Annotated in this window: 24 protein-coding genes and 1 tRNA gene; 12 read left to right on the top strand and 13 right to left on the bottom strand. The window is 73.1% G+C overall.

All coding sequences use genetic code 11. From position 1 onward, the window contains the following. The first annotated feature begins 70 nt into the window (after positions 1 to 70). Complete coding sequence (locus ENKNEFLB_RS00220; protein WP_214057365.1) at positions 71 to 622, top strand: hypothetical protein; 552 nt, start codon at positions 71 to 73, stop codon at positions 620 to 622. Positions 623 to 643: 21 nt separating this feature from the next. Here the strand turns inward: ENKNEFLB_RS00220 and ENKNEFLB_RS00215 are convergent, their stop codons facing one another. Then, positions 644 to 955 carry a hypothetical protein gene (locus ENKNEFLB_RS00215; RefSeq protein ID WP_214057364.1) on the bottom strand — a complete coding sequence of 104 codons (312 nt, stop codon included), beginning with the start codon at positions 953 to 955 and terminating at the stop codon, positions 644 to 646. A 228-nt stretch (positions 956 to 1183) separates the two neighbouring features. Further along, positions 1184 to 1267: transfer RNA gene (locus tag ENKNEFLB_RS00210), tRNA-Leu, on the bottom strand. 231 nt (positions 1268 to 1498) lie between these two features. On the opposite strand from ENKNEFLB_RS00210, the gene ENKNEFLB_RS00205 reads away from it, so the two are divergent. Genes ENKNEFLB_RS00205 through pknB form a run of 7 tightly spaced genes read left to right on the top strand, consistent with a single transcriptional unit; the run spans position 1499 to position 10668 of the window. Further along, positions 1499 to 2206 (top strand): FhaA domain-containing protein, encoded by a 708-nt coding sequence (locus ENKNEFLB_RS00205; protein WP_214057363.1) that lies wholly within the window; start codon positions 1499 to 1501, stop codon positions 2204 to 2206. Beyond that, the gene (locus ENKNEFLB_RS00200) at positions 2199 to 2684 is read left to right on the top strand and encodes an FHA domain-containing protein FhaB/FipA (RefSeq protein ID WP_214057362.1); all 486 of its coding nucleotides are present in this window, start codon (positions 2199 to 2201) and stop codon (positions 2682 to 2684) included. The genes ENKNEFLB_RS00205 and ENKNEFLB_RS00200 overlap by 8 nt, the downstream gene beginning before the upstream one ends. Then, the gene (locus tag ENKNEFLB_RS00195) at positions 2681 to 4009 is read left to right on the top strand and encodes a PP2C family protein-serine/threonine phosphatase (protein ID WP_214057361.1); all 1329 of its coding nucleotides are present in this window, start codon (positions 2681 to 2683) and stop codon (positions 4007 to 4009) included. The genes ENKNEFLB_RS00200 and ENKNEFLB_RS00195 overlap by 4 nt, the downstream gene beginning before the upstream one ends. A 2-nt stretch (positions 4010 to 4011) precedes the next feature. Then, a complete protein-coding gene (locus tag ENKNEFLB_RS00190; protein WP_420830520.1) occupies positions 4012 to 5406 on the top strand; it encodes an FtsW/RodA/SpoVE family cell cycle protein in 1395 nt (464 codons plus the stop codon). Further along, complete coding sequence (locus tag ENKNEFLB_RS00185) at positions 5403 to 6872, top strand: peptidoglycan D,D-transpeptidase FtsI family protein (RefSeq protein ID WP_214057359.1); 1470 nt, start codon at positions 5403 to 5405, stop codon at positions 6870 to 6872. Before ENKNEFLB_RS00190 ends, ENKNEFLB_RS00185 begins: the two co-directional genes overlap by 4 nt. Beyond that, on the top strand, positions 6869 to 8731 hold the full coding sequence (locus tag ENKNEFLB_RS22780) for a serine/threonine-protein kinase (protein ID WP_214057358.1): 1863 nt from the start codon (positions 6869 to 6871) through the stop codon (positions 8729 to 8731). The genes ENKNEFLB_RS00185 and ENKNEFLB_RS22780 overlap by 4 nt, the downstream gene beginning before the upstream one ends. Continuing rightward, positions 8728 to 10668 (top strand): Stk1 family PASTA domain-containing Ser/Thr kinase, encoded by a 1941-nt coding sequence (gene pknB, locus ENKNEFLB_RS00175; protein WP_214057357.1) that lies wholly within the window; start codon positions 8728 to 8730, stop codon positions 10666 to 10668. The genes ENKNEFLB_RS22780 and pknB overlap by 4 nt, the downstream gene beginning before the upstream one ends. On the opposite strand, the gene ENKNEFLB_RS00170 is transcribed toward pknB, so the two are convergent. Further along, positions 10643 to 11422, bottom strand: a complete 780-nt coding sequence (locus tag ENKNEFLB_RS00170; RefSeq protein ID WP_246535751.1) for a DUF881 domain-containing protein — start codon at positions 11420 to 11422, stop codon at positions 10643 to 10645. The genes pknB and ENKNEFLB_RS00170 overlap by 26 nt on opposite strands. Before the next feature lie 81 nt (positions 11423 to 11503). On the opposite strand from ENKNEFLB_RS00170, the gene ENKNEFLB_RS00165 reads away from it, so the two are divergent. Next, positions 11504 to 11971: a cell division protein CrgA gene (locus tag ENKNEFLB_RS00165; RefSeq protein WP_246535750.1), complete on the top strand. Its 468-nt coding sequence runs from the start codon at positions 11504 to 11506 to the stop codon at positions 11969 to 11971. A 334-nt stretch (positions 11972 to 12305) separates the two neighbouring features. Here the strand turns inward: ENKNEFLB_RS00165 and ENKNEFLB_RS00160 are convergent, their stop codons facing one another. Both ENKNEFLB_RS00160 and ENKNEFLB_RS00155 read right to left on the bottom strand, forming a co-directional pair. After that, positions 12306 to 13109, bottom strand: a complete 804-nt coding sequence (locus ENKNEFLB_RS00160) for a rhomboid family intramembrane serine protease (RefSeq protein WP_214057356.1) — start codon at positions 13107 to 13109, stop codon at positions 12306 to 12308. Positions 13110 to 13219: 110 nt separating this feature from the next. Then, the gene (locus ENKNEFLB_RS00155; RefSeq protein ID WP_214057355.1) at positions 13220 to 13729 is read right to left on the bottom strand and encodes a peptidylprolyl isomerase; all 510 of its coding nucleotides are present in this window, start codon (positions 13727 to 13729) and stop codon (positions 13220 to 13222) included. Between the two features lie 231 nt (positions 13730 to 13960). On the opposite strand from ENKNEFLB_RS00155, the gene ENKNEFLB_RS00150 reads away from it, so the two are divergent. Beyond that, a complete protein-coding gene (locus ENKNEFLB_RS00150) occupies positions 13961 to 14356 on the top strand; it encodes a hypothetical protein (protein ID WP_214057354.1) in 396 nt (131 codons plus the stop codon). Continuing rightward, the gene (locus ENKNEFLB_RS00145) at positions 14353 to 14778 is read left to right on the top strand and encodes a hypothetical protein (protein WP_214057353.1); all 426 of its coding nucleotides are present in this window, start codon (positions 14353 to 14355) and stop codon (positions 14776 to 14778) included. Before ENKNEFLB_RS00150 ends, ENKNEFLB_RS00145 begins: the two co-directional genes overlap by 4 nt. Before the next feature lie 51 nt (positions 14779 to 14829). Here ENKNEFLB_RS00145 and ENKNEFLB_RS00140 read toward each other — a convergent pair whose 3' ends face one another. The 6 genes from ENKNEFLB_RS00140 to ENKNEFLB_RS00115 form a co-directional block, all read right to left on the bottom strand. Continuing rightward, positions 14830 to 15921: a lysophospholipid acyltransferase family protein gene (locus ENKNEFLB_RS00140; RefSeq protein ID WP_246535749.1), complete on the bottom strand. Its 1092-nt coding sequence runs from the start codon at positions 15919 to 15921 to the stop codon at positions 14830 to 14832. Then, on the bottom strand, positions 15918 to 16772 hold the full coding sequence (locus ENKNEFLB_RS00135) for a patatin-like phospholipase family protein (protein WP_214057352.1): 855 nt from the start codon (positions 16770 to 16772) through the stop codon (positions 15918 to 15920). Before ENKNEFLB_RS00135 ends, ENKNEFLB_RS00140 begins: the two co-directional genes overlap by 4 nt. Before the next feature lie 4 nt (positions 16773 to 16776). Continuing rightward, entirely contained in the window at positions 16777 to 17190 is a 414-nt protein-coding gene (locus ENKNEFLB_RS00130) for a DUF3817 domain-containing protein (RefSeq protein WP_246535748.1), read from the bottom strand. A 249-nt stretch (positions 17191 to 17439) separates the two neighbouring features. Continuing rightward, positions 17440 to 18012 carry an SURF1 family cytochrome oxidase biogenesis protein gene (locus tag ENKNEFLB_RS00125; RefSeq protein ID WP_214057351.1) on the bottom strand — a complete coding sequence of 191 codons (573 nt, stop codon included), beginning with the start codon at positions 18010 to 18012 and terminating at the stop codon, positions 17440 to 17442. A gap of 30 nt (positions 18013 to 18042) precedes the next feature. Continuing rightward, a complete protein-coding gene (locus tag ENKNEFLB_RS00120; protein ID WP_214057350.1) occupies positions 18043 to 19518 on the bottom strand; it encodes a glycosyltransferase family 39 protein in 1476 nt (491 codons plus the stop codon). Between the two features lie 61 nt (positions 19519 to 19579). Then, positions 19580 to 20479 carry a bestrophin family protein gene (locus tag ENKNEFLB_RS00115; RefSeq protein WP_214057349.1) on the bottom strand — a complete coding sequence of 300 codons (900 nt, stop codon included), beginning with the start codon at positions 20477 to 20479 and terminating at the stop codon, positions 19580 to 19582. Positions 20480 to 20743: 264 nt separating this feature from the next. On the opposite strand from ENKNEFLB_RS00115, the gene ENKNEFLB_RS00110 reads away from it, so the two are divergent. Next, entirely contained in the window at positions 20744 to 22039 is a 1296-nt protein-coding gene (locus ENKNEFLB_RS00110; protein ID WP_476703691.1) for a tyrosine-type recombinase/integrase, read from the top strand. 15 nt (positions 22040 to 22054) lie between these two features. On the opposite strand, the gene ENKNEFLB_RS00105 is transcribed toward ENKNEFLB_RS00110, so the two are convergent. Together ENKNEFLB_RS00105 and ENKNEFLB_RS00100 are read right to left on the bottom strand one after the other, a co-directional pair. Continuing rightward, the gene (locus ENKNEFLB_RS00105; RefSeq protein WP_214057347.1) at positions 22055 to 23047 is read right to left on the bottom strand and encodes an Abi family protein; all 993 of its coding nucleotides are present in this window, start codon (positions 23045 to 23047) and stop codon (positions 22055 to 22057) included. A gap of 196 nt (positions 23048 to 23243) precedes the next feature. Next, on the bottom strand, positions 23244 to 23567 hold the full coding sequence (locus ENKNEFLB_RS00100; RefSeq protein WP_214057346.1) for a YegP family protein: 324 nt from the start codon (positions 23565 to 23567) through the stop codon (positions 23244 to 23246). Positions 23568 to 23870: the final 303 nt, after the last annotated feature.

Below are 23870 nucleotides of genomic sequence, written 5' to 3'. Positions count from 1 at the left end.
TCGCGGACACCCGAGGTGACGCTTGCGGACACCTCCCGCGGTCCGCGGCGGACGCGCCTACCCTCGGCGCGTGACGTCAAGGCGCTGGGTGCTGCCGGTGGTGGTCGCGACCCTGGTCGCCGGGACGGGCGGGGCGGTCGCGGCTCTCGCCGGGGGCGGTGCCCGGGACCCGCAGCCCGTGACGCGCGCGGCGATCTTCTACGGCAGCGGACCCAGCGCGTCGTACTCCGCCGACATCGGGGGCATCGGCGAGGTCGCCTCGCTGCAGCTGGGGACGCCCGCGGACGCCGCGGCGTACGACGCCGTGGTCGAGGTCTCCTACGACGCGCGCACCCGCGGCCCCGGACCGTTCGTCCTCAAGCTGACCGTCGACACCGGCGGGGCCGACGGTCAGGACGACCCCACCACCGACGACCTCCGGACCCGCCCCGCCGGCCCCGCCACCATCGATCCCCGCGCCGACGGACCGGCGACGGCGCGCTGGCTGGTGCGCGGCCTCGACCCCGGCACGACCTACCGCGTCACCCCGTCGGTGAGCTCGAGCGCCCCGCGGCGCGGCACGAACGCCGTACGCCTGCGCGACACCTTGGTGAGCGTCGAGCTGACCTCCGCGACCCGGTAGCCGGTCCTGGCCGGGGCCCGTTCACGCCGCACCCGGCGCCGGTCGCCGCCACCGACCGCCCCGGCCCAGCCGGTGGGCCGCCGCCGGCCGGGGGCGCACCGGCCGTGACGACCCCGTCGACCGCCGCGCCGCCCCGGGGTCCCTGGTGGCCCTGGTGGCCCTGGTGGCCTTGGCCGCCCGGTGCTCCCCGATCTCGTCGTCGAGGTAGAGCCTGGTCAGCGCGCCGGCGAGCACGACGACCAGCAGCGCGAAGGCGAGCAGGCCGAGGCCGAGCAGCCACCAGCTGCCCTCGTGCACCACCGGGGCGGCTCCGCCGCCCGCTGCACCGTCCACGCGGTCCCCCTCTGCTCGCCCCGGACCGGACGCTAGGCACCGGGGCGGCAGGCGGACAGGGGCCACGGTCATGTGTCCGGGGGTCGCACGCCAGGGCGGGACGTCCCGGTCGGCGTACGGGGTGGGCGTGTCCCGGCGGGCGGGACGCGCGGGGCACCTGCCCGACGCCGCCCCGGGAACGAGAAAGGTCCCGGACCCACCGAGGTGGATCCGGGACCTGCTCACACGTGCGCGAGGGGGGAGTTGAACCCCCACGTCCTTTCGGACACACGGACCTGAACCGTGCGCGTCTGCCTATTCCGCCACTCGCGCGTGAAGCGGGCGTAACGTTACCCCGACCCCGTGGTCGTGCCCAATCCGCCCCTGTCCAGGCCCGGTCGCGCCCCCGCCGAGCCGCCCAGGGTTCGCCCTCCGGATGGTTGACCCCGATACGATCGAGCGACCCCGGCCGACCGCCGGGTCGGTACGCCGCGCCACCAGTTATCCGTACGCTCCCCCGGCGTGGGCGACCACACGAGACGCAGGCCAGGAGGAGGTGGAGTCATGGGCAGGCTGCAACGCTTCGAGAGCAAGCTCGAGCAGGCGGTGTCGAGCGCGTTCGCCAAGACCTTCCGCTCCGCGGTCCAGCCGGTCGAGATCTCCGCCGCGCTCCAGCGCGAGGTCGACAACAACGCCCAGATCGTCTCGCGCACCCGCCGCGTCGTGCCCAACGTCTTCCACGTGGAGCTGTCCGGCGCCGACCACGACCGGCTGGCGCCCTACGACCTCGAGGTCACCTTCGCCGAGGAGCTCGACGTCCACGCCCACCAGCAGGGGTACGCCTTCCCCGGGCCGATCAGCATCGACTTCGCCGTCGCCGAGGAGCTGACCACCGGCCGGTTCCGGGTGCGCAGCGAGGCCCAGGGCCGCGTCATCCACCACGCCTCCCAGACCCAGGTCGGCCGCGCCCGCGCGCTGCTGGTCGTCAACGGCACCCGCCACCCGCTCCAGGCCCCCGGCCTGGTGGTCGGACGGGGCAGCGACGCCGACCTGCGGGTCAACGACCCCGGCATGAGCCGCCGGCACGCGGAGTTCGTGGTCACCGACGGTGCGCGCGGCCCGGCGGTCGAGGTCCACGACCTCGGCTCCACCAACGGCATCACCGTCGACGGCCACCGGGTCAGCCGCGCCACGCTGCACGACGGCTCGCGGGTGCAGGCCGGCAACACGACCATGACCGTCGCGCTCGTCGAGGAGCAGTCCGATGTCTGAGCTGACCCTGTTCCTGGTGCGCGCCGCCTACCTCGCCATCCTCTGGATCTTCGTGCTGTCGGCGATCTCGGTCATCCGCTCCGACATGTTCGGCGCCCGCGTGCCCGAGGCCGCCCGCACCGGCGGCCCCGCCGCGCCGAAGCAGAAGAAGTCGAAGAACAAGAAGCCGGCCAAGCCGCGTCGCGGGCAGCCCACCCACGTCGCGGTCACCTCCGGCGCCAACGAGGGCGTCACCGTCCCGCTCGAACAGGCCCCGATCCTCATCGGCCGCGGCACCGACGCCGCGATCCGGCTCGACGACGACTACGCCTCCACCCGCCACGCGCGCATCGCCGCCTCCGGCGACCAGTGGTACGTCGAGGACCTCGGCTCCACCAACGGCACCTACATCGGCTCGGTGCGCATCACCCAGCCCACCACGCTCGTCCTCGGCACCCAGGTCAGGATCGGCAAGACCGTCCTGGAGCTGCGCAAGTGACGTCCCTCGTCCTGCACTACTCCGCCATCTCGGACGTCGGTCGGGTCCGCAAGGACAACCAGGACTCCGGGTACGCCGGGCCGTGGCTGCTCACCGTCTGCGACGGCGTCGGCGGCGCCGCGCGGGGCGACATCGCGTCCTCCACGGCCGTGAAGGCGCTCCGCGAGCTCGACGACGCGCCGGCCGACCGCGGCGACCTGCTCGACCGGGTCGCCGCCGGCCTGGACGCCGCGCACCTCGCGATCGGCCGGCTGGTCGACGAGGAGCCCGCGCTCAACGGCACCAGCACCACCGCCACGGTCGCGCTCTTCGATGGCAGCCGGGTCGGCATCGGCCACGTCGGCGACAGCCGGGCCTACCTGTACCGCTCCGGCGAGCTCTCGCAGCTCACCACCGACCACACCTTCGTGCAGACGCTGGTCGACGAGGGACGGATCAGTCCCGAGGAGGCCGAGACCCACCCCCACCGCCACGTCATCCTGCGCGCGCTCGACGGCAACCACGACCTCGAGCCCGACCTCTTCGTCCTGGAGGTCGTGCCCGGCGACCGGCTGCTGCTGTGCAGCGACGGCGCCAGCGGGTCGCTGCGCCCGGACCGCCTCGCCGACATCCTGGCCACCGGTACGCCCGACTACGCCGCCGTCGAGCTGGTCCGCGCCAGCCTCGAGGCCGGCAGCACCGACAACGTGACCTGCGTGGTCGCCGACGTCCTCGACGAGACCGCGACGGCCGACGACCCCTCCTTCTCCGACCTGGAGCCGCTCCTGGTCGGCGCCGCCTCCGAGCTGCGACGCCGCGGCCGCGGGGTCTCCGGCGGGATGGGCATCTTCCGCGGCCACCGCTCCGGCGACACCGGCGAGCTCGAGCCGGTCGACGCCGAGATCCCCGAGGGCGTGCCGTTCGCGATCGCCACCGACCCCGAGGCGCAGCGCTACGCCCCCCGCCCGCCGCGACGCTTCGCCTGGCTCAGCCGGCTGCTGGTCCTGGCCGTCGTCGTCGGCCTGCTCTGGGTGGCCACCGCCGCAGCCTGGGCGTGGAGCCAGCGCCAGTACTACGTCGGCGAGAGCGACGGCCAGGTCACGATCTTCCGTGGGCTCGACGCCGAGCTGCCCGGGATCGCCCTGTCCGAGCCCTACGAGACCAGCGACGTCGACGTCGACCTGCTCTCGGGCTTCGACGCGAACGAGGTCACCGAGGGCATCGACGCCGGCGACCTCGAGTCCGCCCGCGAGACCGTCCAGCGCCTCGCCGAGCAGCAGCGCACCGAGCCCACCGCCGGCGCCAGCACCGAGCCCACCACCGGCGCCACCACCGGGGAGGGATGAGGATGTCCTCGACCCAGCCCGGGGCCCTGATGGGCTTCGTCCACCGCCGCCGCCGCGGGGCCGAGCTGTTCCTGCTCGTGCTCGCGCTCGCCGTCGGCATCGGCGCCTACGCCGCGGTCGGTCTCGGCGTCGAGGGCGCCGTTCCGGCCGACATCCTCGGCTACGGCGGCGGCCTCGCCGCGCTGATCATCGGCGCCCACGTCGTCGTCCGCCTCGTCGCGCCGTACGCCGACCCCGTCCTGCTCCCCGTCGTGGCGGCCCTCAACGGCCTCGGCCTGGCCGTCATCCGCCGTCTCGACCTGGCCGACGGCACCACCTTCGCCCAGCAGCAGCTGACCTGGATGACCGTCGGCGTCGTGCTGTTCGCGATCACCCTGCTGGTCCTGCGCGACCACCGGGTGCTGGCGCGGTTCACCTACACCGCCGGCCTCGGCGCGATCCTGCTGCTGCTCGGGCCCCTGGTGCCCGGCCTGGGCTACGAGGTCAACGGGGCCAGGATCTGGGTCCGTCTCGGCCCGTTCGGCCTGCAGCCCGGCGAGGTCGCCAAGGTCCTGCTCGTCATCGCGTTCTCCGGCTACCTGGTCGTCCACCGCGACGCCCTGGCCCTGGCCGGGCGCCGGCTGCTGTTCGTCGACCTCCCCCGCGGCCGCGACCTCGGCCCGATCCTGGCGATGTGGGCGGTCAGCCTGGGCATCCTGGTCTTCCAGCGCGACCTCGGCTCCAGCCTGCTGTTCTTCGGCCTGTTCCTGGTGATGCTCTACGTCGCCACCGAACGGCCGGGCTGGCTGGTCGTCGGCAGCGCGCTGTTCTTCGGCGGCGCGGCGGTGGCCTACGAGCTCTTCGGCCACGTCCAGAACCGGGTCAACATCTGGCTCGACCCCCTGCCCTTCTACGACCAGTCGCCCGGTTCCTTCCAGCTCGTCGAGGGCCTGTTCGGGATGGCCTGGGGCGGCCTGATCGGCCGCGGCCTGGGCCAGGGCAGCCCCGAGCGGGTGCCGTACGCCGAGTCCGACTTCATCATCGGCGCCATCGGCGAGGAGCTCGGCCTGACCGGCGTGCTCGCGGTGATCCTGCTCTACGGCCTGATCGTCGAGCGCGCGCTGCGCTCGGCCGTCATCTCCCGCGACGCCTTCGGCAAGCTGATGGCCACCGGCCTCGCGGGGGTGCTGGCCCTCCAGGTGTTCGTGGTCATCGGCGGCGTCACCCGGCTGATCCCCCTGACCGGTCTGACCACCCCCTTCCTGTCCTACGGTGGGTCCTCCCTGGTGGCCAACTGGGTGATCATCGCCCTGCTCCTGCGCATCTCCGACCAGGCCCGCCGCCCCGTGCCCGACCTGTCCGCGACCGACGAGAGCCCCGACGAGGAGGCGACCCAGGTGGTGAAGATCCCGCGATGAACAAGCCGATCCGCACCATCTCGGTCTTCTGCCTGATCCTCTTCGTGGCGCTGATGGCCAACGCGACGTACCTGCAGTTCTTCAACGCCTCGAACCTCGACGAGGACCCCCTCAACCGCCGCGTGATCGAGGCGGCCTACTCCGTCGAGCGCGGCGCGATCCTGGTCGGCCGCGACGCCGTGGCCGAGAGCGAGCCCGTCGACGACAAGTACGAGTACCTGCGCACGTACCCGATGCCGCTGATGTACTCCCACCTCACCGGCTACTTCAGCTTCTTCTCCCAGACCGGTGTCGAGCAGTCGATGAACCCGGTGCTCTCGGGCGAGGACGACCGGCTCTTCGTGCGCCAGCTCGTCGACCTGCTCTCCAACAAGTCCGACGCCGGCGGCAACGTGCAGCTGACCATCGACGCCGCGGCGCAGCGGGCGGCGTACGACGGGTTGTCGGCGCTGGGCGAGGACGTGCGCGGCTCGGTGGTCGCCGTCGAACCGGCCACCGGCAAGATCCTGGCCGCGGTGTCGCTGCCGACCTACGACCCGAACAACCTCGCCTCGCACGACCTGACGTCGGTGCGCCGCACCTACGAGGACCTCTCCGAGCGCGACAGCCAGCCGCTGCTGAACCGCTCGATCCAGCAGACGCTGCCGCCCGGCTCGACCTTCAAGCTGGTCACCGCGGCCGCCGCGATCGAGAGCGGCGCCTACACCGCCGACGACCAGGTCCCCGGCGGGGCGACCTACCAGCTGCCCGAGACGACCGGCGACACCGGCCTGATCGACAACGAGGGCCGCGACTGCGGCACGACCACGATCCCGTTCGAGCAGGCCATGGAGCAGTCCTGCAACACCACCTTCGCCGCCCTCGCGGTGGAGGTCGGCGCGGAGGCGATGCTGGAGCAGGCCGAGGCGTTCGGGTTCAACCAGCGCTACCTCGAGGACTGGGGGCCGCAGGCCATCTCGGACTTCCCCGAGGAGGCGAACGCCCCGCAGACCGGCCAGACCGGCATCGGGCAGTTCGAGGTCCGGGCCACCCCGCTGCAGATGGCGATGGTCGCGGCCGGGATCGCCAACGACGGCGTCGTGAAGCGTCCCTACGTCGTCGACGAGATCCAGTCCGCCGAGTACGACGTGCTCGAGCAGACCGAGGACGACGACTTCTCCCGCGCGGTGTCCTCCGAGACCGCCGAGGACCTCACCCAGCTGATGGTCGCCACGGTCGACAACGGCACGGCCAGCCCGGCCGCGATCCCGGGGATCTCCGTGGCCGGCAAGACCGGCACGGCGCAGAGCGGCCAGGACGACGTCCCGCCGTACGCCTGGTTCACCTCCTTCGCCCCCGCGGAGAACCCCGAGGTGGCCGTGGCCGTCATGATCGAGAGCGCGGACATCCCGCGCGGCGAGATCGCCGGCGGACAGCTCGGCGGACCGATCGCGAAGGCGGTCATGGAGGCGGTGATCAACCAGTGAGCGACCAGCAGCCCCCCACGCGCCCCACGCAGCCGGTCGGCGGCGGCGACGGCGGACCCGAGCGGTTCGTCGACGACCGCGGCCGCTACCGCCTCGACTCCCGGATCGCCACCGGCGGGATGGGCGAGGTGTGGCGGGCGACCGACACCATGCTCGGGCGCACCGTCGCGGTGAAGGTGCTCAAGCACGAGTACTCCGACGACCCCGACTTCCGCGCGCGCTTCGCCACCGAGGCCCGGCACGCCGCCGCCCTCGACCACCCCGGCGTGGCCCAGGTCTACGACGTGGGCGAGGGCCCCTCGCGCGACGGCTCCGGCCACCCCCAGCCGTTCCTGGTCATGGAGCTCGTCGACGGCGAGCCGCTCTCCGACATCCTGCGCCAGGGCCAGCAGGCCGGGCGGACCGTGGACCGCGAGGTGCTGCGCGACCTGCTCGCCCAGGCCGCGACCGCGATCGGCGCCGCGCACGTCGCGGGGATCATCCACCGTGACGTGAAGCCGGCCAACCTGCTGGTCACCCGTGACCGCCGGATCAAGATCACCGACTTCGGCATCGCCCGCGCCGCGGACGCCGCCGGGATCACCCAGACCGGACAGGTCATGGGCACCCCGCAGTACCTCTCCCCCGAGCAGGCCCGCGGCGAGCAGGCCACCCCGGCCTCCGACGTGTACGCCCTCGGTGTCGTCGCCTTCGAGTGCCTGGCCGGGCGTCGGCCGTTCGAGGCCGACTCCCCCGTGGCCACCGCGCTGGCCCACCTGCAGCAGCCGGTGCCGGACCTGCCCTCCGACGTCCCGGACGACCTCGCCGCCGTGGTCCGCACCGCGCTGGCCAAGGACCCCGCCGACCGCTTCCCCGACGGCAACGCCTTCGCCGCGGCGCTGCGCGAGCCGGCCACCGCCGTCCTGCCGGGCGGGCTGGCCGCCGCGGCCGCCGGCCTCGGCGCTGCCGGGCTCGCCGGCGCAGGTCTGGCGGGCGCGTCCGCCGCGGACGCCGACAGCACGCGGGTGATGCGCACAGGCGCCGTGCCCGCCGCCGCGGACACCCCGGCAGAACCCCTCGAGCCGGTCCGGGTCGGTCGGGCCGAGGAGAGCGACGGCCGCGCCAAGGTGCTCCTGCCGGTGGTCGTCGGACTGCTGCTGGTGCTGCTCCTGCTGGTCGCCTACTTCGCCTTCCTCGGCGGCGACGAGACGGGCACGACCGAGCCCGGCTCGGGCGAGACCTCGGCGACCTCCGAGCCGACCCGCTCGCCCACCCAGGAGCCGACGAGCGCCGCCCCCACCACCGAGGCACCGCCGACCTCGGCCGCCCCGACGACCGTGACCATCTCCGCGGAGGACTACCTCGGCGACGACATCGACTCCGTGGTCGCCGAGCTCTCGGACCTCGGGCTGAGCCCGCAGCCCTCGGAGCAGACCAACGACGGCTCCGGTGAGGAGGGTGCCGTCACCGGCGTCGCCCCGGACGGCGAGCTGCCCGAGGGCGCCAGCGTCACCGTCACCTACCTGGGCGCGCCTCCGGAGGAGACCCCCACGCCGACTCCGACTCCGACGCCCACCCCGACACCGACGCCCACCCCGTCCGAGGAGTCCACCGAGAGCGCCCCCGGCAGCTCCGAGGACGCCCCCGGCCAGGCCTCGCGGGAGGACCCGCCGGCGCCCGACACCGCACCGGCGCCGACGCCGACCCCGTCCGGGCAGTCCGCCGACGACGCTCCGGGGACCTCCGAGGACGCCGGCCAGGCGTCGCGGGAGGAGGCACCGGCGCCCGAGACCACGCCGACGCCGACGCCGACGCCGACGGCCACCGACGACGCCGACGCCGAGGCCGGAGCCGAGGCCACCCAGGGCACCGAGGGATGAGCGGCGACTCCGGACCGCTGATCGGCGGGCGCTACCAGCTCGGCGAGCTCCTCGGCCGGGGCGGCATGGCCGAGGTCCGCAAGGGCACCGACTCCCGGCTGGGCCGCACGGTCGCGGTCAAGCGGCTGCGCACCGACCTGGCCAGCGACGACACCTTCCAGGCCCGGTTCCGGCGTGAGGCGCAGTCGTCCGCGTCGCTGAACCACCCCTCGATCGTGGCGGTCTACGACACCGGCGAGGAGATCGCCGCCGACGGCGTCGCCCAGCCGTACATCGTGATGGAGCTCGTGTCCGGGCGCACCCTGCGCGACATCCTGCGCGAGGGTCGCAAGATCCTGCCGGAACGGGCGCTCGAGATCACCAGCGGCGTGCTCGCGGCGCTGGACTACAGCCACCGCGCCGGCATCATCCACCGCGACATCAAGCCCGGCAACGTCATGCTGACGCCGGCGGGCGACGTCAAGGTGATGGACTTCGGCATCGCACGGGCGATCAGCGACGCCCAGTCGACGATGACGCAGACCGCCGCCGTGGTCGGGACCGCCCAGTACCTGTCCCCCGAGCAGGCCCGCGGCGAGACCGTCGACAGCCGCTCCGACGTCTACTCCGCCGGCTGCCTGCTCTACGAGCTGCTCACCTCGCGGCCGCCGTTCGTCGGCGACAGCCCGGTCGCGGTGGCCTACCAGCACGTGCGCGAGCCGGCCCAGCCGCCGTCGGACCACGACACCGACCTGCCGCCGGAGGTCGACGCGATCGTGATGCGGTCCCTGGCCAAGCGGGTCGAGGACCGCTACCAGTCGGCGGCCGAGATGCGCGCCGACATCGAGCGCTACCTGGCCGGGGAGCAGGTGCACGCCCGGGTGCCGGCCATGCCGGTCGCCGGGGCCGCCGCGCTCGGCGCGGCGGGGGCTGCGGGCGCCGGGGCGGCGTACGGCGCCGGTGGCGGCTCGGGTGCGACCACGGTCGTGCCGGCGCCGCCACCGGACCCCGAGGCCGGCCGCCGTCGCGGTCGGAGCCTGCTGTGGCTGCTGATCCTGCTGGCGGTCCTCCTGCTGGCCGGCGCCGCGTTCCTGCTGCCCCGGCTGATGGAGTCCCCGCCGGCCAGGGAACCCGTCCCGGACCTGGTCCGGCTGAGCGAGGAGGACGCCCGCACGGCGATCGGCGAGGCCGGCCTCAGCGTCGGCGAGGTCGAGTTCCGACCCGACGCCCGGGTCGCCGCGGGTCGCGTCGTCGAGCAGACCCCGGACCCCGAGACCCTGGTCGTCGCGGCCACCGAGATCGACCTCGTCGTCTCCGAGGGACCCGAGCAGGTGGAGGTCCCCACCGTCGTCGGGCAGCAGCGTGCGGCCGCGGTCGCCGTTCTCCGCGACGAGGGCCTCGGGGTCGACCCCGTCTCCGCCGAGTCCGACGAGCCCGCGGGCGAGGTGCTGTCGACCGACCCGGGCGCCGGCACGAGCGTCGACGTCGGCACCCGGGTCACGGTGACCTACTCCGACGGCCCCGAGGAGGTGCCCTCGGTCGAGGACCTGCAGCAGGGCGAGGCCGTGCGCCAGCTCCAGGCGGCCGGCTTCAACCCGGTGGTGCGTGAGGACCCGACCAGCGTGGCGCCGGCCGGCACCGTCGTCGACCAGATCCCCGACGCCGGCACCCCGCTGGCCGAGGGCGGCGACGTCAACATCTTCGTCTCGCAGGGCGAGCCCGAGCCCACCGACGATCCCACCGACGACCCGTCCGACGACCCGACGGACGGACCGAGCGACGACCCCACCGACGGGCCCTCCGACGACGAGTCGTCCGACGACCCGTCCGACGACCAGCCCGAGCGGGGCGAGGACGGCCCGCGCGGCGAGGCCGCCGGCCCGGCGCGCGGGCAGGCGGGCGGCCCTGGCGCCACGACCCGGCCGGGTGGGCTCAGGCCTGCGGCTCGGCGTAGCTGAGGTCGAGCAGGCCGTCGTAGGCCGGGGCGACCACCTCGGCCTCCAGGTCCAGGCCCCACCCGACGCCCCCGGACGGGTCGGCGGCGTCGGCGCGGTAGCCCGCGACGTACGGGTCGGTGTCGAGGGCGTCGACGAGGTCGGCCGGGTCGCCCACCGCGGCGATCTCGTACGGCTGGGGGTACGGGATGCCCTGCAGCTGCACCGCGTTGCCCTCGCACTTGATGCCGGTGGTCGACACGATCCGCTGGCCCTCGACCGTCACCGCGCTGGCGCCGCCGGCCCACAGGGCGTTGACCACGGCCTGGATGTCCTGCTGGTGCACCACGAGCTCGTTGATGTCCTGCACCCCGGCGGAGACGGCGTCGTCGATCGTCTCGGACGAGGCGTCGGCCAGCACCACGCTGACGCCGGGGCCCACCTCGGGCTCGAGCCCGGCGGAGGCCCGCAGCGCGGCCGCCTCGCCGCGCACCTCGTCGACCTCGGCGGAGCCGACCGAGGCCGTGAGGTCGTCCACCTCGGTGGTGAGCTGGGAGGCACGGGCGGCCAGCGCGTCGTAGGCACGGGACTCCCCCTCGACCACGCTGACCATGTCGCGGTAGCGGCCCGGGCGCAGGTCGGTGCCGTCGCTGTTGGTGGCGCTGACCGCGAACAGCAGGCCGCTCACCACGACCACGGCGGGAGTCGCCACCCTCCACCCGGGACGCAGCGCACGGCGCGGCGCCTGGGCGGGGTCCTCCGGATCGGTCTGGCTCACGACGACTAAGGTAACCGCCGGACCATCATCTGCCCCCACGCCGCCCCCGGCGGCGACGCGCGCCCGACGAGGAGCCCCTTCGTGGCCAAGACCAAGCCCCAGACCTACACCGACCCCGACCGGGGCCGCGTGGTGACGGCCCGGTTCGTCGTGGCCGTGCTGATGATGGTGGTCGGCGTCGCGTGGATCGCCTTCTACTACGTCGCGGTCCGTGCCGGCAGCCCCGTGGTCGGCGAGCCGGCCCCCGAGGCCGGCAGCCCGGCCTTCATGGCCGACCTCGGCGACTGGAACTACCTCATCGGCTTCGGCCTGCTGTTCCTCGGCCTGGTCGTCGCCGCCCACCCCTCGACCCCCCTCGGCCGCGGCCGCGGCGTCGTGGTCGGGATGCTCGGCTCGTTCCTGTTCGGCCTGGTCTGGATCTGCGTCTTCTACATCATCAGCGACGATGTCTCCGTGCTGCCGGTCTTCGACGACCTCGGCCAGCGCAACCTCTTCGTCGGCGTGGCGGCGATGGCGGTCGGCTTCGTCTTCGCCACCAAGTGGGAGTGAGCGCGCCGCCGCGCTGACCCGCGCGGGCCGCCCGCCCGTACCCCCGCACGCACAGTCCCCGACGAGATCGTCGGGGACTGTCTGCGTCCGGGCCCCGGACACGGTTACTCACACCTGTGGAACTCCCTGTGAATAACATGCGTGTAGTTATCCACCGGGTGCTCCACAGGTGTGGAAACTCGACCCCGCGGCCGGGCGCGGCTGTATCGCTGTGTTACTCGGTCTCCTGCACCGTCATGACGGTGCACCAGATGAAGTAACACAGCGTTACAGCTGCCGTGGCCGGGTCGGGACGGCCGTGGCGGGCCGGGACGGCCGACGGCGACGGGGCCGGTCAGGCGAGGACGGCGACCCGGGCGGCGATGACCACCAGGACCAGGACCGCGACCGCGGCCACACCGGCCCACTGCCACCGGGCCCGCTGCTGCTTCGGCGCGTAGACCAAGGCCAACGCCAGCAGGATGCCGCCGACGAAGCCGCCGAGGTGGCCCTGCCAGGAGATGAACCCGCGACCCACGACGGTGATCAGCAGGTTGATGCCGAGGATCACCAGGATCGGCTGGAGCGGCGCCTTCACCTTCAGCGCGACGACGAGGTAGGCCGCGAACAGGCCGAAGACGGCGCCCGAGGCACCGAGGGTGGCCTGGAACTGCGGGGCGGCCCACATCACCAGGGCCGAGGCGGAGAGCGCCGAGACCAGGTAGAGGGCGAGGAAGCGCGCCCGGCCGAGGAGACCCTCGAGCTGGGGGCCGAGCACGTAGACGGCCACCATGTTCAGCAGCAGGTGGAGCACGTCGACGTGGAGGAACGCGTTGGTGACCAGCTGCCACAGCGCGCCGTCGGCGACGCCCGGCAGCCACAGCCCGCCCGAGGAGGTGCACGAGCCGGCGTCCGGCGCGCCGAGCCCGACGCAGCCACCGTCCGGGCGCAGCACGAGGGTGCGCACCAGGCCGGAGGAGGCGCCACCGGCCAGCACGGTCGCCAGCCAGACCCCGACGTTGACCGCGATCAGCGTCAGGGAGGTCGCCTGGGGGTTCGCCGAGCGACGGCCGCCGTACGGGGTGCGTCCCTGGCGGGTCTGCTTGCGACCCTCCGCCAGGCACGCGGGGCACTGGAAGCCGACCGCGGCGTCGTTCATGCAGTCGGGGCAGATCGGGCGGCTGCACCGCTGGCAGCGGATGTGGCTCTCCCGGTCGGGGTGCCGGTAGCAGACCGGCACCCCTCCGGTGCCCGGAGCGGGCTGCTGCGTCAGTTGTCCACGACCTCGACACGCTCGATGACGACGTCCTCGAGGGGACGGTCACCGGGGCCGGTCGGGGCCTTGCCGATGGCGTCGACGACCTCGCGCCCGGCCTGGTCGGCGACCTCGCCGAAGATGGTGTGCTTGAAGTTCAGCCACGGGGTCTTGCCGAGGGTGATGAAGAACTGCGAGCCGTTCGTGCCCGGCCCGGCGTTGGCCATCGCGAGCAGGTAGGGCTTGTCAAAGGTCAGCTCGGGGTGCGGCTCGTCCTTGAACGTGTAGCCGGGGCCGCCGGTGCCGGTGCCGGTCGGGCAGCCGCCCTGGACCATGAAGCCGTCGATGATCCGGTGGAACACGAGGCCGTCGTAGAACGGGCCGCTGCGGCCGCGGCCGTCGTCGTAGGACTTCTCGCCGGTCGCCAGACCGGTGAAGTTGGCGACGGTCTCCGGCGCGTGGTCGGGGAAGAGGTCCACGGAGATGGCGCCGCGGTTGGTGTGGAGGATCGCCTGCTTCGGCATGGGTGGGGGTGCCTTTCCGGTCGGTCTGTCGTCGGCGTCGTCGCAGGTCCCGCGGGGTCATCGCCCCGCGCCCGCGGCCGGTTCCGCCACCCGTGCGGGTGGAGGTCGTCCCCGGCGATCCTGCCATGATCATCAAGCGGAGCGTGTGCCGCCCGCCCCCGGAGCGTGGTCGGTCCGGCCCGTTCATGATTGGGTGAGACCCCCAGACCACCACTGCAGAGGGACGTTCGCATGGCACTGCGCAAGAAGAAGAAGACCCTGCTCGCCCAGGCGGGCGGCGTCGGCCTGGCAGCCAAGGCGAAGCCTCACGTCGAGTCCGCCCTCACCTCCGCGGGCGACTTCGTGACCCACACCGCGATCCCCGCGCTGAACGACGCCCGGGAGAAGGCCGGCCCCGCGCTGGCCGACGCCCGCGACAAGGCCGCGCCCTACGTGGCCGACGCCCGCGACAAGGCCGCGCCGTACGTCGCCGACGCCCGCGACAAGGCCCGCGAGGTCGGTACGCCGTACGTCGCCCAGGCCCGCGACCTCTCCGCGCCCTACGTGGCCGACGTCCGCAGCAAGGCCGCGCCGCACCTCGCGACCGTGCGCGACCGCACCGCCCCCTGGTCCACGAGGCCAAGGTGAAGGCCGCCCCCGTGGTCGCCGCCGGCGCTGCCGCTGCCGGTTCGAAGGCCGCAGCCGTCAAGGAGCTCGCCGACGCGAAGGTCGCCGAGCTGAGCGGCCAGCCGCAGAAGAAGAAGCGGAGCAAGCTCAAGACGCTGCTCGTCGTGGCCGGCGTCGCCGGCGCCGCGGCCCTCGTGGCCAAGAAGCTGCAGGGGTCCCAGGAGGACCCGTGGCAGTCCTCCTACACCCCGACCCCGCCGCCCGCCCCGGCCTCGACCACGACGCCCCCGTCGCCGGTCGCCGCCGAGGGCGCCGGACTCGACGACTCGGCCGGCTCCTCGCCCGACGAGGCCCTCGCCGACGCCGCGGGCACCCCGCACACGGCCACGACGCCGGACGACCCGGCCGAGGTCATCGACGTGGACGGCCAGCACAAGGCCTGAGCACGACCCCGCACCACCCCGCACCAGCTGACGGCCTGGCCCCTCCGGGGGTCAGGCCGTCGGTGCGTCCGGACGTGCGGCCGGTGCGGCCCGGCGACGGACGGCGCCCGGGGCCAGCGGCTCGGGACGGTGCTCGTCGACCCAGGCGTCGATGTGGGCCCACCAGTCGTAGAGCCACTCGATCCGGGCGTCCCGGTCGAGCGGGACCTCCTCGCGGGGCACCCGCCACCACCGCATGATCAGCTGCTTGTCCATCGGCACCTCCCGCCAGAGGTCGGCCGCGGTCAGCAGGTGGTCGAGCCCGGTGTGGGCGACCAGCACGACGTCGGCCTCCGGGGCGGCGTCCAGGGCGGCCAGGAGGCCCCCGGGGCGGGGCGCGAGGACGTTCGTGAGCGCCTCCGCGCGCCGCGCCATCGGCTCGAGACCGCGCTCACGCAACCGGTCGATGCCGCGCTGGCGGCGGCCGGGGGTGAAGTTGCCGCCCTCGGGGAAGATCACGAACGCGTCGTCGTCGTCGAGGCCGGTGGCCAGCGCGGCCACCTGCCCCTCCAGCGTGTCGCCGGCGTCCCCGCCCGGGGTCACGAACCGGGACGGTATCCGTCCCAGGAGCACCCCGGCGAGCGGGTCCCAGGCGATCGTGTCCTTCAGCACGATCCGCGGCTCGCGGCGGTACCAGTGCAGCAGGGCGTGCACGAGCACCAGCGAGTCGCCGGGCCCGGCGTGCCGGCTGACCACCACCAGCGGGTGGCCGGGATGGGCGTCGGGGTCGGGGCCCTCGGTGACCACCCGGAGGTTCAGCACCCGCTCGGCGCGTCCGAAGAGCACCCAGGTCATGCCCTGGGCCAGGTCGTAGTGCACGCCCTCCCAGTACGGCGTCCGGATCCGCCGCCCGAACCCGCTGGCCACCCACCAGCCCAGCAGCACCGCCAGGCAGACGGTCTCGATGCTGAGCCACACCACGAGCAGCCAGAACAGCCGCAGGGCCCGCCACCGCCCGCTCATCAGCGGCGACACCAGCGCGCTCACGACGATGCCGACCGGCAGCAGGGCCCAGACCAGCGCGGTCAGCGCGACCACCGCCGGGGCCAGCACGAACCGGCGCACCACCCAGGTGCGTCGCGCGGTCGCGCTGGTCCAGCTCACGAGGTGCCCGTGGCGGCGACGTCGTGCTCGGCGAGGTAGGCCCGCGTGGCGTCGTACGTCGCCTCGATCCGCCGCGTGACGCCGGAGGTGTCGCGGAAGGCGGTCAGCGAGTCGTCGCGCGCCGACGTGCCGCGGGCCGGCAGCACGTGGCACTCGACCTCGGGGCGGGCGCCGGCGACCAGCTCGAGCTCGCGCGCGAACCGGTGGCGGCGCGCGATCTCGAAGGCGACCCGGGCGACCTGCCACGGGCGCTGCGGGACCGCGAGCGGCCGGTCGACCCGGCCGACCTGCAGCACGAAGACCCGGGTCGCCCCGAGCTCCACGGCCCGCCCGAGCGGGATCGAGTTCACGATGCCGCCGTCGAGGTAGTGCTGCCCGTCCACCTCGGCGGGCGGCAGCAGGCCGGGGACGGCCGCGCTGGCCATCACCGCCGGCGCGACCGGGCCGCGGGTGAACCAGTGCTCCGCCGCCCGCTCGATGCTGGCCGCGCACACCTCGAGGCGCACCGGGAGGTCCTCGAAGCGGGCGCCGCCGAGCTCGGCCTCGACCCGGCGGCGCAGGGGTGCCGCGGAGTAGAGGTGCGTCCCGGTGGTCAGGGCGCGGCGCAGCGTGCGCAGGCGGCGGTCGCCGTAGAGCTCCTCACCGGACTCCGCGACCGAGCGCCACAGCGAGGTCAGCCGGTCGACCACGTCCGGGGTCGGGTCGCTGGCGACCAGGGCGCCGTTCAGGGCGCCGACGCTGGTGCCGAGCACCAGGTCGGGGGTCACACCCCGCTCCAGCAGGGCCCGCAGCATCCCGACCTCGACCGCGCCCAGGACGCCGCCGCCGCCGAGGACGAAGGCGGTGGTCATGCGCTCAACGGGTGGCGGCGGCCGGCGCGGCGGGCGCGGCCAGCTCGGCGCCGTGCTCGGCCCGCACCCGGCGCGTGGCCCGGCGCTCGGCCCAGAAGGACAGCAGCGGCACGGTCCCGCAGAGCAGGGTGACGACGGTGAAGCCGAGGTCCCAGTCGGCCTTGCGGCTCAGCCAGAAGGCGGTGACCAGGAAGATCATGTAGAGCCAGCCGTGCGCCACGCCGAGGTACTCGGTGATCGCGAGGCCGACCTCGTGGGCCGTCGACCCGGCCGGGAAGACCTCCGGCGTGGACGGGATGACGTACCACATGCCGGTGCCGTCGAAGTTGGCCAGCGGGGTGCCGACCAGGATCAGCACGACCAGCAGGACGCCGACGATCGTGGCCATCACCCGGTACCTCGTCAGCGCGCCCCTCACGGCTCCGAACCTACCGGGTCGGGCTGCGGGGACGGCTCCGGGTCGGCGCCGTCGGCGGACTCGGCGCGACGTGAGTCACGCACGAACTGCCACCAGATGAAGCCGGCGAACCCGCCGAAGACGACCCACTCGATGCCGTAGAGCAGGTTGCGCAGCGCGGTGGTCTGCCCGACCGGGGGCAGCTGCTCGACCGTGGCCGGGTCCAGGCCGTCTGTCCCGTCGTTGACCGCCGTCCGCCCGTGCGGCCAGTCACCGGGGCGATGGCGTCGGCCGCGGGCGGCGGGACCACCGCGTACGCGCCGTAGAGGTCGACCTCGACGCGCTGCTGGAGGTCGGCGGTGCGCAGCTGGGGCACGACGTCGTCGGTGGGGTCGGCGTCGGTGATGACCCGGCCCTCGGGGGCTGCAGGTAGGCGACCATCTCGGCCTCCCCGGTGGGGGCCGGGGGCACGTCGGACTCGTCGGCGGTCCACCCGCGCACCACCGGCAGGGCCGACCCGGTGGCGTCCTCCTGCAGGGGCGTGACCACCCAGAAGCCCTCGCGGCCCTCGCTCTCCCGCCCGGAGACCAGCACCGTCGCGTCGTCGAGCCACCGGCCCTCGAGCACCACGGGCTGGCCGACGAGGTCACCCAGGAAGGGGTCGTCGGGGCCCAGCGCCTCGGTGATCGCGAGCGGCTCGATCCGGCTCAGGTCACGGGCCTCGGCGTCGCGCCGGGCGTCCCAGGCGGCGAACTGCCAGGCGGCGAGCAGCAGCGCGACCGTCACCAGCACCAGGGCGAGCAGGTGCGCCCCCAGCATCCGGGGGGTCAGGAACGCGCGCACCCCCTCAGCGTACGAGGCCGTGCCCGAGCCTCAGTCGTAGTGCTGCAACCGGGGCCAGACGGCCTCCCACCCGCCGCGCGGCAGGTCGCACACCGTGACCGGCCGGCCCTGCTCCTGGCTGTCCACGCCCAGCCCGTGGTCGAGGCGACCGCCGATCCGGCAGTCCCTGAAGATCCGCCGCAGGATGCCGATCCGGGTACCGACCACGACGGCGAGCGTGGCCTCCTCCGGCGGCCGGCCCTGGAGGTAGAGCTCGTTCTGCGCGCTGTACACCTCGTCGATGCCGTGGGCCGCGCCGTACCGGTCGATCGCCCCGGCCTCCCCGTAGTTGTCGGTGACCACGACCGCCCGTGCCCGGTCCTCGACCGGCAGCGCGTCCCGGACGCGGGCGACGTCGGCGACGTACTCCTCCCAGCCGACCTGGTCCTGGGCGATCTGGTTGAACAGCGGCACCGGGGTCGAGCCGAGGTGCTCGACCGGGATGAGCGGGAGCGCGATCACCGCCGAGGTCGCGGCGTTGACGACCACGCCGGCGGCGACCCACCGGGCCCGGCTGCGCGGCCCGTCGCGCCACCACCGGACCACCACGACGCACCCGGCCGCGAGGACGGCGGTGAGCAGGCCCAGCGAGTAGTAGAACTGCGAGCCGCCCGTCACGACCAGGACCAGCAGCACCGGGAGCGCCGCCGCGAGGAACCGCACGTCGCCCCAGCCGTGGCGCCCGCGCCAGAGCGCGACCAGCCCCACGACCCAGACCGGGACCAGCGGCAGGCCGAGCATCACCAGCAGGATGGGCAGGGCCAGCAGCCGCACCTCGGTGGCGTTGTGCCGGGCCAGGGCCCGGCCCATGTCGAGCTGTGGCCAGCCGTTCGTGGCCTGGTAGGCCAGGTTCGGCGCGGCCAGCGCCAGGGCCAGCAGGCCCGCCCCCCACACCCAGGGCGAGCGGAGGAGCCGGCGCGGCCCGAGCATCGCGATCCCGGCGGCCAGGGAGAGCACCAGCAGCGAGACCAGCCACTTGTTGTAGGTGCTCAGGCCCACGACCAGCCCGACGGCCAGCCACCACCGGGGCTCGTCGCGGCGTACCGCGCGCAGGACGAGCAGCACGACGAGCGGCCAGACCACCAGGTCGACGGTGGCGGTCAGCAGGACCCGGGCGAACTCCAGCGGCAGCAGCGAGGTGGCGTAGGCCCAGGCGCACAGCGTCTGCGCCGTGCGGTCCCCGCCGAGCTCCCGGGTGATCAGGGCGACCACGGCGACCGAGACCGCCATCAGCAGCGTCGCCGGCACGTGCAGCGCCCACGTCTCGTCGGCCAGCAGCGTCGTGGCCCGCGCGATCAGCGGGGTCAGCGGCGGCTGGTCGACGTACCCCCACTGCGGCGGGAGCATCCGGAAGTACAGCTCGTCGCGGTGGTACCCGTACGCCGGGCTGGCCAGGGTCAGCGCGAGCGCCACCGCCGCCATCGCGCCCAGCACGGGTGCCCGGGCGAACGGGGGGAGGGCCTGCACCCGCGCACCCTAGTCGCCGAGATGACGCTCGCGGCGCCTCGAGATGACGGTTCCGGCGCCCTCACCACAGCACCTCGTGCCGCGGACCCACCCGGTCCGGGGACCGCTCCCCGATCGTCTCCAGCAGGTCGATCTCGATCGTGCGGGTGATCGCGGTCATCGGCACGTCGTGGATCTCGTCCCGGAACGGGTCGGCGAGGTCCCGGCCGACCTGCACCGCCAGCAGGAACATCATCCCGACCAGGCCGGACCCGACCGGCGTCAGCCACCTCAGGTCCTGCGCCATCGCGAACGGCAGGATGACGCAGAAGGTGCGGGCGAAGAACGACGGCAGGAAGCGGTACTGCACCGGCAGCGGGGTGTTCTTGATCCGCTCCAGGCCGCCCTGGGCGTCGGCCAGCGTGGTCAGGGTCGTCTCGAGCTGCACCCGGGTGATCGTGTCGACCATCCCCCGGCGCCGGGCCTCGGTGAGCAGCGTGCCGATCTCGTTCAGGACCGCGTTCGGCTTGTTGGTCGCCTCGAGCACGCGCGCCGCCACCTCGTCGGTGGTGTAGCGGGTCAGCTCCTCGGGCGGCTCCTGGCCCCGCAGGGAGGTCCGCAGGACGTGCACGTACGCGGCCTGCGCCCGGACGACCTCGGTGACCAGCATCGGCCGGGCCTCCGCGGCGGCGGTGTCGAGCAGCGTGACGCTCTCCCGCGCCAGGTTGCGGGAGTGGTTGGTGATCGTGCCCCACAGCGTCCGCGCCTCCCACCACCGGGCGTAGGCGGCGTTGACCATGAACCCCAGGAACAGCGCGACGGCCGTGCCGTAGAGCGTGTACTGGATGGTGATCTCGCCGAAGCCCAGCCAGCCCCGGACGTAGGCCAGGGTCACCACGACGTCCCACACCAGCAGCAGCGCCAGCGGCGGCAGCAGACCGCGCCAGGCGGTCAGGGGCGGGGGGACGGAGGAGACGATCACTCCGAGAGTCTCGCCCACGAGACCGGCCCACACGGCGCGCGGCGGCGTGGGCCGCGTCACGTGGGCGGGACGTCGTACGGCCGGCGATCCGCGCCGGAACCGTCATCTCGAGGCGCCGGAGGCGTCATCTCGGCTGTCCGCGAGCGTCATCTCGGCGGTGGAGCCTAGGGGACTCGAACCCCTAACCCCCTGCTTGCAAAGCATGTCGGGTCACCTCGCAAACTGTGGCCAGCGGCTAAAGTTCCAGTTCAGAGGTGGCCTACAATGGACGGACTGTGCCATCCTTTCCCCCACGGGCCCCCCACGCCCTGCTGGTTAAGCATGGGGATCCACCCGGGGTGGGCTCGGGGAACCTATCCCACAGACGGGGCGGGAGGTCTCGCGATGGCACGAAGACGAGGTTTCGGCGAGGTCGAACGGCGCACCAGCCGGAGCGATGTCTCCTATCGGGCGAGGTACGCCATGCCCGACGGCACGCGCTACTCGCGGAGCTTCGGCTCGAAGATGGACGCAGAGGGCTGGCTTTCGTCCGAGCGGGCGCTGATCGACCGCGACGAGTGGACGCCGCCGGCCGCGCGCAAAGCGGCCGCCGAACTGCGCGAGCGGGCGGCTGCGGCCAACACGGTCCGCGCGTTTTCGAAGCGCTACCTCGCCGAGCGCGGGCTGCGGCCCAACACCGTTCGCGGCTACGAGACGCTGCTCGCCTCGCGGCTCCTTCCCTACTTCGGCGAGCTGCCGCTCCGTGACGTGACACTCTCGGAGATCAAGGCTTGGCGCGCGTCCCTCAATGCATCAACAGAGTCAACCAACGCGGCCGCGTACCGGCTCCTGCGCTCCCTCCTGCAGGCGGCGGAGGAGGAGGAGCTGATCGACCGAGCGCCGCCGAAGATCCGCGGGGCGAGCGGCGCGCGGGTCAAGAGGGCAGCCGTGCCGGCCACCTTCGACGAGCTCGCGGTCATCATCGACGCCATGCCTGAGCGGCTCAAGCTGCTCATCGTCCTGGCCGCGTTCGTCGGCCTCCGCGAAGGCGAGCTGCTCGAACTCCGGCGCTCCGACGTCGACGGCGTCACCGGCCGGATCGACGTCACGCGCAAGGTCGATAAGGATGCGAACCCATCAGCCCGCGGCGCCTGTCCCAAGTGCGGCCGGCCGATCAGCACCCCAAAGACGAGGAGCGGCGTGCGCACCGTCCACGTGCCGCCTCCCTTCCTGAAGATGCTCCAGCAGCACCTGCTTCAGTACAGCGCCGAGGGGCCGAACGGCCTACTGTTCCCCGGCGACCGCACTGACCACATGAGCGTCCGCTACCTAATGGACCGTTACCGTCCGGCTCGGGAAGCCGCCGGACGCCCGGACCTGACGCTCCACCACCTCCGCCACACGGCGTTGACGCTGGCCGGGCAGCACGGCGCGACCGCTGCAGAACTGCAGGCTCGTGCGGGCCACGCGTCTCAAGCGGCGATGGCGATCTACCAACACGCCACCCTCGACCGGGACAGGTCACTCGCCGAGAAGATCGGCGTGGCCTACAGCGATTGGGAGAGCGCACGCAGCCGCTGACTCGGCGTCTGGGCGCTACCCGTGGTCCTGGATGTGCCGGGCCCAAAATGGGTCGTCGCGCCAGTCCTCGGGCATTCCGATGCCGCCGAGGGGTAGGTGCGGGTGCTCGGCGATGAGGTCGCTGAGTCGTCGCGCCCACGTGCTGCGTGGGGAGATCGTGTCCAGTACGGACTGGAGAGATACGAGCACGGGGTAGAGCTGCTTCGCCCTGCGACCGGCGAGCACGGTCTTGTCTTCGAGCCAGGAGATGGCGCTGGAAGTAGGGAGCGCCGGGTATACGCCGATGCCGACGTTCCACATGCGTCCATGGTGAGCGCAGATGTTGCGCACGCGGACGTAGGTGCGCAGCCAGGAGTCCAACAGCACAGCGTTGATGCCAACTGTCTTGGCGACTGCGGTCTTGTCCGACCTTCGCTTGAGGTTGCGCACGACTCGCTCCAGGGAACCGATCGTCAGCGTCTCCACCATCAGCCATGACGGCGGCAGTGCCGGCGCGCCGTAAGTGGTGAGGTAGTGCTCGAGCGCCGAACGGAACACAAGATTGTCTCCGGGATGCTCTGCTGCCCGCCCAAGTTGTTCGTCGCACGTCTTCCCGATGCTCCTGAGCAGGCCGCTGTGGTCGCGACCATCCGCGAAGTGGCTGGGATCGACATACCAGTGCGGGTCGTCATAGGTAATAGACATGTGGTCGGTGAGTGAGCTCCTGACGGCCACCTCGACCCGCTCGACGGCGTCGAGGATGAGCAGTCGCAGCGCGCGGTCGAAGACATAGAGGTCGAGGACGTCGTCGAATTCGACGTTCGGTCGGAACTGGTGGTCGGTCCCGGCGACCTGGAACGGGATCGTGTAGGGCGACAGTCGGTAGTAGCCAAGGTGTCGGAGGTAGCGAATGGCCCGATCTCGGTCGGGTATCGCAAGGCCCCGATCCTGCAGGCGTTCGACCAGCTCCTCGAGCGTGAGCGGAGGCTTGTCGTAGGTGCCAGTGCCTCGGGCACGCGAAGCCTTCACCATGGGACGATCTCCAGCCCAACCAAAATAAAAATCCCCCTAGTGCGCTTCTACGAGAGGCGAGGGGGATGTAGTGATGTCACGCTAACACGGAGCAGCGACACATAAGAACTGATCGCGTTGGGCCTGTGGGCGCGCGCTGCCCGCTGCGGCCGGTCGGCACCTGTCCCGAGCCAGGTGTCGCCACCGTCAACGGTCAGGCCGGACCCGAGGCACCACTCGCCTGATCACGGACCCTGACCGCCGCCTGGTCGGCGGCGTACTTGCTGGAGAAGGACTCGCCGGAGGCCGCGACCTTGTCGGACGAGCGCCACGCCCGCCAACGCCAGGAGCCGCCGATGTCCTGGTAGACGTCGTACCGCGCGGTCCTCGCTCCCTGCTTGAAGGCCGACGCGGCCCGGCTGGCGTTGGAGGTCGACGCGAACGTCTCACCCGCCCACGCCACCATCTCGTTGTTGCCGGCGTAGAGCCACCACGTCGGGTTGCCGGCCTGATTGTTTGCTACGACGAACCGCCACATTGGCGATCCCTCCCGTCTCGCACGTCAGTGCGTGTCTTGCGCGAGCTCGGGACCGGTGATGTCATTGCGGTTCCATCCGTACGACGACAGCTCATGTCCCGTGCACCTCAGCGCCCGGCCTCCCAGCCGGGCGCTTTGGCATTCGCGCGGTTTTTGCGCCGCCTGGGTTCAGGTGGCGACGCCAGTCCAGCAGCGACGCCGACCCGCCGGGCCGCAACACGCCGACGAAGCTGGGGCAATTTCGCTGGTGAATCGCGCGAATAAACACCCGTGTAGTTCGGCGTTTCTGCGGCTTGTGGTGAC

Origin of the sequence: Nocardioides aquaticus (assembly GCF_018459925.1) — a bacterium.
GTDB classification, from domain to species: Bacteria; Actinomycetota; Actinomycetes; order Propionibacteriales; family Nocardioidaceae; genus Nocardioides; species Nocardioides aquaticus.
Note: the sequence above shows the minus strand (reverse complement) of the source record. Positions and strands in the feature narration are given on the sequence as shown.